This window comes from Pseudomonas sp. RC2C2, from assembly GCF_018390435.1.
Lineage (GTDB): Bacteria > Pseudomonadota > Gammaproteobacteria > Pseudomonadales > Pseudomonadaceae > Aquipseudomonas > Aquipseudomonas donghuensis.
On sequence record NZ_JAHBAX010000002.1, the window covers coordinates 1,017,717 to 1,030,237 of the forward strand.

Here is a 12,521-nt window from a genome sequence, read left to right on the forward strand (position 1 = left end):
GTACTCCAGGCCTCACAGGCCTTCGAAGAATTGATCCACGCGCTGGCGGTTGAGGCCGGCGAGGGTGGTGGGGTTCCAGCGTGGCTGCTTGTCCTTGTCGATGATCAGTGCGCGCACGCCTTCGATCAGGTCGCCATGCTCGAACCACTGGCGGTCCAGGTGCAGTTCCATGGCGAAGCAGTCTTCCAGGCCCAGGTGGCGGCCACGGCGCAGCATCTCCAGGGTCACGGCCATGGCCAAAGGCGAGCGGCTTTCCAGCAGGTCGGCGGTTTTCACCGCCCATTCGTGGCTGTCGGCCACGGTGACTGCCCGCAATTGCTCTACGATACTGCCGACATCGGCCAGGGCGAAGAAGTGATCGATGGCCGGGCGCAACCTGGCCAATGGCGCGTCTTCGAGCACCTGGGTGCCAAGCTTGGCCAGCACGCTTTGCAGGTCCTTGAGCGGGTGTTCGCCAAAGCTCAGGGTGTCGAGGCGTTCATCGAGGCTGGCCAGCTTGCTGCTGTCCAGGTACCAGTCGGCCAGGCCGCAGTACAGCGCATCGGCCGCCTGCACCTGTACGCCGCTGACCCCCAGGTAGGTGCCCAGCTCGCCAGGAATGCGCGAAAGAAAATAACTGCCGCCGACATCCGGGAAGTAGCCGATGGCGGTTTCCGGCATGGCCAGGCGGCTGCGCTCGGTGACCACGCGCAGATCGGCCCCCTGGGCCAGGCCCATGCCGCCGCCGAGGGTGAAGCCGTCCATCAAGGCGAGGATCGGCTTGTGGTAATGGTGGATGCACAGGTCGAGGGCGTATTCCTCGACGAAGAAATCCCGGTGCAGGCTGTCGCCGGCCTTGTAGCTGTCGTACAGCGAACGGATGTCGCCGCCGGCGCAGAAACCTTTCGGGCCTTCGCCACGCAGCACCACGGCCTGCACCTGCGGGTCACTGGCCCAGGCATCCAAGTGGCGTTGCAGGCTGCGCACCATGTCCAGGGTCAGGGCGTTGAGGCCGGCGGGGCGGTTGAGGGTCAAGTGACCGATATGGTTGCGAACCTCGGCCAGTACATGGGCGTCGGTTGGCGCTTGAGCGTGCGCGGTCATCGCTGTCTCCCTGCTTTGTTATTGATTTTCCACGTGTTTTAACACGGTCTGGATAGGCGCTAGAGGATCGAAGGATCCTATCAGTGCAAAATTGCCCAATACAATCCGTAAATCTGCAGGCTGAGTCTGCATTTTTGCATGGCCGATTGCGCCTAACGCACCGGGTCTTGCCACTTTAGCCTTGTGGCACCGGTGGGCAAGGGCTTAGGCCAGAGGAGTAGTTCCGCCTGCGGGGAGCCAGGCCCGCGCCGCCAAAGCAGCACCCGGCCGGTGCCAAGGCAGCGTATGGCTGCCTGGCGAGGGTTTCGATAATCGCCTCCGACATTCGTCCCCCCGTTTGCGGAGAGCGCCATGCACAACAATAACAATGCCAATCGCCGTTTCCTGCCCTTGCTGACCAGCCTTGTCGCCTTGAGTCTGAGCCCCTTGGCCGATGCCGAAATCATGCTCTACGACAAGGAGCAGACGACCTTTTCCACCGACGGCTATATCAACGCCTTCTACGTCAACAGCGACGTCGATCGGGCGGGGGAGCAGTACGACCGTCGACAGTCGCGGGTGAAAATGGGCTTTTTGCCCAACTACCTGGGCTTCAACATGACCCGCCAGGTGGATGACCTCAAGCTCGGTGGCCGCGCCTCGTTCTGGGTGACCATCAATGACAGCGAAACCAACGGCACCGACACCGCCATCGACGTGCGCCAGTTCTACGGCACCGTGGCCAACCCCGAGTGGGGCGAGGTGCTGATCGGCAAGGACTTCGGCCTGTTCGCCCGCTCCAACATCCTCCTTGATGAGCTGCTCGCAGGTTATGGCCAGGTCAGTGACACCCTGGGCCTGGTCGATGGCGGCGGCGTGTCGTTCGGCAACATCGGCAGCGGTTACCCGTACCCGTTCCCGACCTCGCAGATCACTTACCGCACACCGGTGATGGAAGGCCTGCGCATTGCCGTGGGGATCATGGACCCGGTCGATACCAACGACGACAGCGCGGTGGGCAAGGCCTACCAGGAAAACCCGCGTACCGAGAGCGAGATCACCTACCAGTTCGACCTGGGCGGGGTGCAGCTCTACAGCTGGCTCAACGGCACCTACCAGACCTCGGACAACACCGACAGCCGGGTTGATTCGGTCACCTCCAAAGGCCTGGGCTATGGCGTGCAGGCCAAGGTGGGTGGCTTTTCCCTGACCGGCTCGGGTTTTACCGCCAAGGGCATCAACCCGTTTTTCACCAACAACGCCGGTGAGGCCACGTTGCGTGAAGTCGACAGCAAGGGTTATTTGCTGCAGGGCTCGTACAAGGTCGGCAAGAACCGTGTGGCGCTGTCCTACGGCAAGACCAAGGATGACGGCAACGGCGCAGTGAACACCGGCGCCGATTATGAAACCCGCGGTATCGCGCTGTTTCATGACATCAACGACAACCTCAAGCTGGTGGCCGAGTACAACCAGTTCGAGATCGACGGGCATGAGGGCGATGCGCAGAACGAGGATACCGATACCTTTGCCGTGGGGGCGGTGCTGACCTGGTAAACACAAGGCCTGGGAGCACTGCCAATCCTGTGGGAGCCGGACTTGCCGGCGATCGAGCGCGCAGCGGTCGTAATCCAGGCGCCGCGTTATGTGCATGGCAAGCCAGCTCCCACAGGTTCCGTTCTACAACCAATGCCACCCACACCCAGTACCCAAGTAGCATTCGGCCCGCTCCCGAGCCTCCATAAACTGCCTGCATCCATCAATGCCCACCCAGGAGGCAGCCATGCAGCAGTTTCAAGCCGAGGGGGTGATCAGTGCCGTGTCGCGGGCCAGCGCCGCCGAGCTCGCCGCCCAGGAGCTGGCCAGCCAGCTGCTGCACCCGCACCTGGGCTTCGTGCTGTTCTTCTGCTCCGCCGAGTACGATCTGCCGGCCCTGGCCCAGGCGCTGCAACAGAGCTTTGGCGGCATTCGCCTGGCCGGTTGCACCAGCGCCGGCGAACTGACCCCCGACGGCTATGGCCGGGGCTGCATCACCGCCCTGGGCTTCGATCACCGCCAGTTCTCGATTGCCGCCGGACTCATCGACGCCATGCCGGCGTTCAGCCTGATCCAGGCACAAGCCACGGTCGAGCGGCTGGTGGGCGAGTGCCGCAGCAATACCCTGGCACCGATCAAGGGCCACAGCTTTGCCCTGACCTTGCTCGACGGCTTGTCCAGCCGCGAGGAGATGGTCCTGGCGGCGCTCAGTGCGGCGCTGGGCGATATTCCGCATTTTGGCGGCTCGGCAGGCGATGACAATTACCTCAACCACACCCACGTCTATTTCGACGGTGCTTTTCGCAGCGGCGCCGCCGTGGTGTTGCTGGTCAATACCTGGCTGGACTTCGAGGTGTTCACCACCCATCACATCGAACCTCGCACGGAGAAACTGGTGGTCACCCGCGCCGACCGCAACCTGCGCCGGGTCTACGAGCTCAATGCCGAGCCTGCCGCGCTGGAATACGCGCAACTGATCGGTGTGCCGGTCAGCCAGATCAACCACCGTACCTTCGCCGCCCACCCGTTGGCGGTGCGCATCAACGAGCGCTACTACGTACGTGCCATTCAGCAGGTCCACGAGGACCTGAGCCTGAGCTTCTACTGCGCGGTAGAGAACGGCATCGTCCTCACCGCCATGCGTCCCGGCCCCTTGTTGCCCAACCTTGAAGGCCTGTTCGACGGGCTGCGTGAGCGCCTCGGGCCGCTGTTGCTGGCCATCGGCTGCGATTGCTTCCTGCGCCGCCTGGAGCTGGAAGGCAGCGACAGCCTGGCCGAAGTCGGCAGTTTCCTGCGCCGCCAGCGGGTGCTGGGCTTTAACTCCTATGGAGAACAGTTCAATGGCATGCACATCAACCAGACCTTCACCGGCGTTGCCATCGGACGGCCCCGTGGCCAGCGACAGCAGTGACCTGCGCTTGGCCGAGCTGCAGCGGGCCAACCATAAGCTGCTGCGGATCAACGCCGCACTGATCGAACGCCTGGAGTCGGGGGCGGCGCGGCCGGACGATTCCTATGCGGCGTTTCAGCATTCGGTGGTGCTGGCCGAACAGGTGCGTGAACGCACCGATGCCCTGAACCAGACCCTGGTCGAACTCAAGGCCAGCAACCACCTGCTCAGCGATGCGCGCTTGCGCGCCGAGACCGCTCACCAGTACCTGGTCGATGCCATAGAGAGTATTTCCGACGCTTTCGTGCTGTTCGATCCGGACTTGCGCATCGTGCTGTTCAACAGCCGCTTCAAGGCGTTCTGGGCAGGCAGCCGTATCCGCATCATCAGCGGCATGCGCCTGGCCGAGGTCAAGCGCCTGATGCACAGCAGCGGCCTGTTCAGCGAAGAGCAACGCGGCGCCAATGACGATCACCTGCTGTACCGATTGCAAGGCGGACGCTGGCTGCAGGTCAGCGAGCGGGCGACCCGCGACGGCGGGCGGGTGATGCTGTTCACCGATATCACCGAGGTCAAGCACAGCGAAACCCGGCGCCGTGAGCAGGCGGTGGCGCAGAAATCCTATTTGCTGCAACGGGCGGTCGACAACCTTTCCCAGGGCGTGGCCATGGTCAATGCCGATGGCGTGCTGGAACTGTGGAACCGGCGCTTTCTCGAGCTCAGCGGCCTGGCGCCAATCGCTGCGCACCGCAGTTTTGCCGAGGTGATCGCCGACAGCGAATTGGCCCTGCTGACCCCGGCCAGTCGCGACGGCAATGGCCGTTGCGTGCATGAACGGGAACAACGCCTGTTCGATGGCCGCATGCTCGAGATCCGCACCCACCCGCTGCCCACCGGCGGCTTCGTCAACACCTTCACCGACATCACCGAGCGTTACCAGCACGCGCAAGCGCTGAGCGAAAGCGAGCGCTGGATCCGCCTGATCACCGACCATGTTCCGGCCTTGATCGCTTACCTCAATGCCGAGCTGGTCTACGAGTTCACCAACAAGGTGTACGAGCAGTGGTACTGCTGGCCGCCGGGGGTGATGCTTGGGCAGAGCCTGCGCGAGGTGCACAGCCCGGAGCACTATCAGCGCCTGGAGGGCTACATCCAGCGGGCCCTGGCCGGCGAAAGCGTGACGTTCGAATGCGCCGAAACCCATGTCAACGGCCAGGAACGCTACATGCTGCGCTCCTACGTGCCCAATCGCCTGGCCAATGGCGAGGTGGTCGGGATCTTCGTGCTGATCCGCGACATTACCGAGCGCCGGCGCACCGCCGTGGCCTTGCACCAGGCTTACCAGAACCTCGAAGTGCGAGTGCGTGAACGCACCGCCGAACTGAGCAAGGCTAAACAGGAGGCCGAGCAGGCCAACCTGTCGAAGACCAAGTTTCTCGCCGCCGTCAGCCATGACCTGCTGCAACCCTTGAACGCCGCGCGGCTGTTCACCAGCGCTTTGCTCGAACAAAGCAGCGCCAACCCGGCGCTGGTGCGCAACGTCAGCAACTCGCTGGATGATGTCGAGAACCTGCTGGGCACCCTGGTGGACATCTCCAAGCTCGATGCCGGGGTGATCAAGGCGGACCTTGCGACTTTCGCGGTCAGTGACCTGCTCGACAACCTCGCCGCCGAATATGCCCATGCCGCCGCCAGTGAAGGCCTGCGCCTGGACTACGTGCCGTGCCGCCTGAGCGTGCACAGCGATATCCAGTTGTTGGCGCGGATCCTGCGCAACCTGCTCAGCAATGCCATTCGCTATACTCCGCGTGGACGCGTGCTGCTTGGTTGCCGGCGTCGTGGCGCGACGCTGTGGATCGAAGTCTGGGACACCGGCATCGGTATCGCCGAGGACCGCCGTGAGGAAGTCTTCCAGGAGTTCAAGCGTGGTGATATCCAGCGTCCGGACCAGGATCGCGGATTGGGGCTTGGCCTGGCGATCGTCGACAAAATCGCCGGTATTCTCGGTCATCGCCTGCAGTTGCGTTCAGTGCCCGGCAAGGGCTCGGTGTTTGCCATTGGCGTACCGCAAAGCCAACGGGCACCGCAAAGAGCGGTGGAGCCTGACCTCAGTGAGCCGCTGCGCGAACGCCTGGAGGGTGCACGCATCTGGGTGCTGGATAACGACGCGGCGATCTGTGCGGGGATGCGCACCTTGCTGGAGCAGTGGGGGTGCGAGGTGGTAACTGCCTTGAGCGAACAGGACCTGGCGCGTCAGGTGGCGACCGACCGCGCCGACGCCGACCTGTTGATCGCCGACTATCACCTGGACAACGGCCGCAATGGCGTCGATGCGGTGGCGGCGATCAACGCCCAACGGCGTGTGCCGCTGGCCGCGTTGATGATCACCGCCAACTACAGCAACGAGCTCAAGCAGCAAGTGCGCGAGCAGGGCCACACCCTGATGCACAAGCCGGTGCGGCCGATGAGGCTCAAGGCTGCCATCAGCCACCTGCTCGGCAGCGAACTTAGCGCGCCAGGCGCCCGCTGACGAAGTGCGCGGCATCGTTGTAGCCGTGGGTCGAGGCGTGGCCCGGAGTGACCAGCGAATCGATGAAGGCTTCGTCTTCAGCCGTGATCTTCACCGCCAGGGCGCCGCTGTAGGTGTCCCACTGGGCTTCGGTGCGCGGGCCGACAATGGCCGAGCTGATCAGCTGGTTGTTGAGCACCCAGGCAATCGCGAACTCGACCATGCCGATGCCCTTGGCCTGGGTATAGGCCTGGATCTTCTGGGCGATTTCCAGCGATTCGGGCCGCCATTCGGTCTCCAGGATGCGCTTGTCCTGGCGCCCGGCGCGGCTGTTGGCATCGGGGTTGGAATTGGGGCTGTACTTGCCGCTGAGCACGCCACGGGCCAACGGGCTGAACGGCACGATGCCCAGGCCATGGTAAGCGGCGGCGGTGAGCTGCTCGGGCTCGGCCTGGCGGTTGACGATGTTGTACAGCGGCTGGCTGACCACAGGCTTGGCCACGCCCAGGCGCTCGGCCAGGTTACAGATTTCGGCGATGCGCCAGCCACGGAAGTTGGACACGCCCCAGTGGCGGATCTTGCCCTGGCGCAGCAGGTCGCCGATGGCGCTGACGCTGACCTCCAGCGGGGTGCTATGGTCTTCGCGGTGCAGGTAATAGATGTCCAGGTAATCGGTGCCCAGCCGGGTCAGGCTGGCGTCGATGGCATTGAAAATATGCTTGCGGTTCAGGCCGCTGCGGTTGGGCAGGCCCTCGGCGGGGCCGAAGCCGACCTTGGAGGCGAGGATCCAGCCCTGGCGGTTGCGGGCGATGGCCTCGCCGACGATTTCTTCGCTACGCCCGGCGTTGTACACGTCGGCGGTATCGATGAAGTTGATGCCCTGGTCCCAGGCCTTGTCGATGATACGCAGCGAGTCTTCGGTGCTGGTCGGCTCGCCGAACATCATGCTGCCCAGGGTCAGCGCTGACACCTGCAGGCCGCTGTGGCCCAGAGGACGGTAGATCATGATCGAAAGTCCCTTCGCGGTTGGAATTCGATCTGTTTTACACAGTTCGCCGAGGGATTAAAAGCATCGCTGGCAAGCCAGCTCCCACATCACCGGAACCTGTGGGAGCTGGCTTGCCAGCGATAGCAGCGCCGCGCAGTTGATCAGTTCGCCGGCTCAGCCACCGTCCCGGAAGCCCGCACCCGCGAAACCCGCAACGCCACCAGGCTGCCAAACACAATCAACCCCGCCAGCGAATACAGCGCGGCATCGGTGGAGCCGGTCTGGTCCTTGATGAACCCGACCAGGTAGGGGCTGAGAAAGCCGGCCATCTGCCCGACCGAGTTGATGATCGCCAGGCCCGCCACGGCAGTGCCGGCGCTGAGCAGGGCGGTCGGCATCGGCCAGAACATCGGCAGGCCGGTGAGGGCGCCCATGGTGGCGATGCTCAAGCCGATAATGGCGATCACCGGGCTGTGAGCGAAGTTCACTGCGATCAGCAGCCCCAGTGCCCCCATCAGCATCGGCACCACCAAATGCCAGCGCCGCTCGTTGCGCAGGTCTGCCGAACGTCCGACCAGCAGCATGAACACCCCGGCCAGCAGGTAGGGGATCGCACTCAGCCAGCCGATCAGCAAGGCATCACTGAAGCCCAGGTTCTTGATGATCGACGGCAGCCAGAAGTTGATCGCGTAGACGCCGCTCTGGATGCAGAAGTAGACGAAACCGAAGGTCCAGATCAGCGGATTGGCGAACACCGACAGCAGGCTGTCGCTGCTCGTCACCGGCTTGCTGGCGGCATCGGCCTTGAGGTCGGCCTCGATCATCTGGCGCTCGGCCGGGCTCAGCCACGTAGCTTTGGCGTAGCCATCGCTGAGCAGGAAAATCGCCAGAAAGCCCAGCAGCACGGTGGGCAGGCCCTGGATCAGGAACATCCACTGCCAGCCGGCCAGGCCATGCTGACCGGCGGCGAAGTGATTGAGAATCCAGCCCGAGAACGGCCCGCCGAGCAGCCCGGATACCGGGATCGCCGACATGAACAGGGCCATGATCCGCCCGCGACGGGCCGCCGGGAACCAGCGCGAAAGGTACAGCACGATGCCGGGGAAGAAGCCCGCTTCGGCAGCGCCGGTAAACAGGCGCAGCACATAGAACTCCATCGGCGTGGTGACGAACAGCAGGCAGGTCGACAGCGTGCCCCAGGCGATCATCATCAGCGCGATCCAGCGCCGTGGGCCGAAGCGATTGAGTGCCAGGTTGCTGGGCAGGCCGCACAGTACGTAGCCGATGAAGAAGATCCCGGCACCCAGGCCGTAGATGGTTTCGCTGAACGTGAGTGCATCGAGCATCTGCAGCTTGGCGAAGCCGACGTTGACCCGGTCCAGATAGTTGAACAGGTAGCAGATGAAGATGAACGGAATCAGCCGCAGGGTAATGCGCCGATACAGCGCATTGCGGGTGACGTCTTGGCCTTGGTCAGGGGCAGGGCTGTATGACATGATTCTCTCTCTGTTGTTATGTTTATCGCCGCAACCTGCGTCAAGGCGGCTGCTGCGACGAGTCTCGGTGAGCGGGCCGTGGCTGTCTTTGTGCTTTTGCACAGCATTTCGCCTGGCCTGCTGTGCCCCGGACCAATCATTGCGACAACAAGGATCCTCCCATGTTCGAACTGGACCATGACCTGGCACAAGACATCGTCGAGCGGGCGATGGCGATCCTGCCGTGCAACGTCAACGTCATGGACAGCCAGGGCCTGATCCTGGGCAGCGGCGAACCGGAGCGCATCAACACCCGCCATGAGGGTGCGCAGCTGGTGTTGGCCAACGGCCGTATCGTCGAGCTCGACGTGGACGCGGCCAAGTGCCTGAAGGGCGTGCAGCCCGGGGTCAACCTGCCGCTGTTTCTCGACGGGCGGCTGATCGGCGTACTTGGCCTGACCGGTGATCCGCAGCAGTTGCGTACCTATGGCGAGTTGGTGCGCATGACCGCCGAAATGCTCCTGGCCCAGCGTCATCTGCAGGTCGAGCAACAGTGGCGGCGGCAACGTTGTGATGACTTGCTGGCCTTGTTGCTGGGAGGCTCTGGCGACTCGCCGCGCTTGGTCGATGAAGCCCGGCAGCTCGGGCTCAAGCCGCAGTTGCCGCGCATTCCCTGCCTGTTCGAACTGGATGCCGGGCCTCCCGCTGAAGCGCTGGCCAGCTGGTTGATGAGCCGCTATCCAGACAGCTGGTGCGTCAGCCCGGCACGCCAATCGCTGTTATGGTGCCGGCCCGCCAGCGTCGCCCTGGATGAGTTGAAATTGCTTGAGCGGCTGCAGCGTCACGGCTGGCAGGTCCAGGGCCTGGCCGCTGGGACGGCGACGCAAAGCCTGGAGCAATTGCGCCGCGGCTACCGCCGGGTGCGTGATCTGCTGGCCTATGGGCGTGAAGTGCTGCCGGCGGAGCGCGTGCTGACCCTGAGCCGCTATCGGCTGCCGGCCCTGCTGTGGCGCCACCGCAACGATGACGCCCTGGACGAAGTGCTCGAACCGCTGCAGCGCATCCGCGCCAAGGACAACAGCGGCCAGTTGCTGGCCACCCTGCGCGCCTGGTGCGCCCATGATGGCCAGAGCCAGGCCTGTGCCGACGCCCTGGGCATTCACCGCAACAGCCTGCGCTACCGCCTGGAACGCATCGCCGAGCTGAGCGAGGTCGACCCGTTGCGGCTGGAAGGGATGCTCAGCTTGTACCTGGGCTTGCAGTTGCTGCCGGCCGGTAGCTGACACCGGCTTTGGCCAAGTGCCAAACAAAGCGCGGCGGTTTTTGTGCATTCGACCGACGCCCGATGAAGGCCCAGCTGTCAGCATGCAGGCATCTGGATCAGGAGACCCCCATGAAAATCGTCATCGCCCCCGACTCGTTCAAGGACAGCCTCAGCGCTGAAGGTGTGGCTGCGGCCATTGCCGCAGGTATTGCCCAGGTATTGCCGCAGGCGCAACTGGTCCAGTGCCCGATGGCCGACGGCGGTGAGGGCAGCATGGAGGCCATCGTTGCCGCCTGTGCTGGCGAGTTGCGCAGCCTGCAGGTGCGCGGGCCGCTGGGTGAGCCGGTGGAGGCGGGCTGGGGCTGGCTGGCCGAGAGCCACACGGCGATCATCGAAATGGCCACCGCCAGCGGCTTGCAACTGCTTCGCCTCGATCAGCGCGATGCGTGCCGCAGCAGCACCTTCGGCACCGGCCAGCTGATCAGCGCGGCACTGGATGCCGGTGCCCGGCGGATCATCCTGGCCATCGGCGGCAGTGCGACCAATGACGCCGGCAGCGGCATGCTGCGTGCGCTGGGCCTGCGGTTGTTCGATGCTGATCATCAGCCGCTGGCCGACGGCGGCCTGGCCTTGGCTCGGCTTGCCCGGATCGACGCCAGCGCGCTGGACTCGCGTCTGGCTGATGTACAGCTGGAAGTCGCCGCGGACGTTGACAACCCGCTGTGTGGCAGCAATGGCGCGTCAGCGATTTTCGGCCCGCAAAAGGGCGCAAGCCCCGAGCAGGTAGAAGCCCTGGACCAGGCCCTTGGGCACTTTGCCGATCACTGCGCACAACTGCTGGGCACCGACGTGCGGGATTTTCCCGGATGTGGCGCGGCCGGCGGCATGGGCTTTGCCGCCAAGGCGTTCATGCAGGCCGCCTTCCGCCCGGGGATCGAGGTCGTGGCGGAACTGGCCGGGCTGGAGGCGGCGGTGCAGGGGGCTGACCTGGTGATTACCGGCGAAGGCCGTTTCGACGCGCAAACCCTGCGCGGCAAGACGCCGTTCGGCGTGGCCCGGGTGGCGCGGCGCCACGCCGTGCCGGTGGTGGTGATCGCCGGCACGCTGGGGGATGGCTACGAACAGCTGTACGCCCACGGCATCGACGCCGCATTTGCCTTGACCAGCGGGCCGATGACCCTGGAGGCGGCCTGTGCCAATGCACCAGCCTTGCTCCAGGCGCGGGCCCGCGACATTGCCCGCCTGTGGAATTGCGCCCGCAAGACCTGTGCGAGCGGGCTTGACCCGCGATGAGGCCAGCACCTTCACTCTCTGTTTTAAGCCTGATCCGTCAGTAGCCCAGCGGTGCTGCCACCTTCGAGCAGCGCCAGCTCGCCAAACGACACCGAGGCATCGATATAGCGCAGCGCCGACTTGGCATCCTTCCAGCCGACATAGCTCATCAGCGCCTTGAGCTCCCAGCCATTGCTGCTGGCCCAGGTGGCAAACCCGCGGCGTAGCGAGTGACCGGTATATAAAGCTGCCGGAACACCTGCGCGCTCAAGGATGCGTCGCAGCAAAGCGATCAAGCTGTTGCTGTTGAGGGCCTGTTCGCCGAGGTTGCCCCAGCGGTCGAGCTTGCGAAACACCGGCCCGTGGGCAATGCCCGCCACTTCGATCCACTGCAGGTAAGCCTGCACCGGGCACAGGACCTTGAGCGCCGGTGCCCGGTGCCGCACGCCGAGCGCCTGGCGGTCGCCCTTGCTGCGCGGCAGAAAGATCGTCATGCCGACGCCCGCCTGCGCCTGGATATGCTCGACCTGCAGGCGCGCCAGTTCATCACCGCGAAATCCTCGCCAGAAACCGATCAACAGCAAGGCCTTGTCACGGCTGGCGCGCAGTAGCGCAGGCAAATCGTGCCGGGCGCGGGCCTGGGTCGCTTCGCCTTCCAGTACCGCAACCGCGGTTTGCAGATGCTGTATGAGCAGCGGTGCGGCTTGCCTGGGCTCTGCCGGATGCAGGGTGCGAATGCCCTTGAGCATCTGCCGCACCAGCGGTGCCTTGGTCGGGTCGGGAAACCCCTGGCTGACATGCCATTGGCCCAGCGCTGCCAGGCGCTGCTTGAGGGTGCTGATCGAATGGCTCTGGGCGTGGTCGGCCAGGTAGCGGGCGATGCTGTCTGCGGTGGCCGGCAAAAAACCGCCCCAGCTCACTTCGAAGTGCTCCACCGCCGCCTGATAGCTGCGCCGGGTGTTGTCGCGCACCGCCGCCTGCAGATAGCGCTCGATCGTATTCATCGCCTGGTTCCTCGCCTGTCGTAC

The 12,521-nt window shown here is 64.4% G+C and carries 9 protein-coding genes; 5 read left to right on the top strand and 4 right to left on the bottom strand.

The window, feature by feature from the left end; all coding sequences use genetic code 11:
- Positions 1 to 12: 12 nt before the first annotated feature.
- Positions 13 to 1,083, bottom strand: a complete 1,071-nt coding sequence (locus KHO53_RS23430; RefSeq protein ID WP_036995660.1) for an enoyl-CoA hydratase/isomerase family protein — start codon at positions 1,081 to 1,083, stop codon at positions 13 to 15.
- A 351-nt stretch (positions 1,084 to 1,434) separates the two neighbouring features.
- Here KHO53_RS23430 and KHO53_RS23435 point away from each other — a divergent pair, with 351 nt between their 5' ends.
- The 3 genes from KHO53_RS23435 to KHO53_RS23445 all read left to right on the top strand — a co-directional run bounded on the left by KHO53_RS23435 (position 1,435) and on the right by KHO53_RS23445 (position 6,515).
- Positions 1,435 to 2,616 carry a porin gene (locus KHO53_RS23435; RefSeq protein ID WP_010226532.1) on the top strand — a complete coding sequence of 394 codons (1,182 nt, stop codon included), beginning with the start codon at positions 1,435 to 1,437 and terminating at the stop codon, positions 2,614 to 2,616.
- A 226-nt stretch (positions 2,617 to 2,842) separates the two neighbouring features.
- Positions 2,843 to 4,006 carry a nitric oxide-sensing protein NosP gene (gene nosP / locus KHO53_RS23440; protein ID WP_010220471.1) on the top strand — a complete coding sequence of 388 codons (1,164 nt, stop codon included), beginning with the start codon at positions 2,843 to 2,845 and terminating at the stop codon, positions 4,004 to 4,006.
- Positions 3,936 to 6,515, top strand: coding sequence for a hybrid sensor histidine kinase/response regulator (locus KHO53_RS23445; RefSeq protein ID WP_213570980.1), 2,580 nt, complete (start codon positions 3,936 to 3,938; stop codon positions 6,513 to 6,515). The genes nosP and KHO53_RS23445 overlap by 71 nt, the downstream gene beginning before the upstream one ends.
- Here the strand turns inward: KHO53_RS23445 and KHO53_RS23450 are convergent.
- A complete protein-coding gene (locus tag KHO53_RS23450) occupies positions 6,493 to 7,500 on the bottom strand; it encodes an aldo/keto reductase (protein ID WP_036995654.1) in 1,008 nt (335 codons plus the stop codon). The two genes, KHO53_RS23445 and KHO53_RS23450, sit on opposite strands and share 23 nt — an antisense overlap.
- A gap of 143 nt (positions 7,501 to 7,643) precedes the next feature.
- Positions 7,644 to 8,978: an MFS transporter gene (locus KHO53_RS23455; protein ID WP_036995653.1), complete on the bottom strand. Its 1,335-nt coding sequence runs from the start codon at positions 8,976 to 8,978 to the stop codon at positions 7,644 to 7,646.
- A 161-nt stretch (positions 8,979 to 9,139) separates the two neighbouring features.
- Here KHO53_RS23455 and KHO53_RS23460 point away from each other — a divergent pair, with 161 nt between their 5' ends.
- Both KHO53_RS23460 and KHO53_RS23465 read left to right on the top strand, forming a co-directional pair.
- Positions 9,140 to 10,240 (top strand): sugar diacid recognition domain-containing protein, encoded by a 1,101-nt coding sequence (locus KHO53_RS23460; protein ID WP_213570982.1) that lies wholly within the window; start codon positions 9,140 to 9,142, stop codon positions 10,238 to 10,240.
- A 110-nt stretch (positions 10,241 to 10,350) separates the two neighbouring features.
- Entirely contained in the window at positions 10,351 to 11,514 is a 1,164-nt protein-coding gene (locus KHO53_RS23465) for a glycerate kinase (protein ID WP_100783265.1), read from the top strand.
- Between the two features lie 23 nt (positions 11,515 to 11,537).
- On the opposite strand, the gene KHO53_RS23470 is transcribed toward KHO53_RS23465, so the two are convergent.
- Complete coding sequence (locus tag KHO53_RS23470; RefSeq protein ID WP_010220464.1) at positions 11,538 to 12,497, bottom strand: site-specific integrase; 960 nt, start codon at positions 12,495 to 12,497, stop codon at positions 11,538 to 11,540.
- Positions 12,498 to 12,521 lie beyond the last annotated feature (24 nt).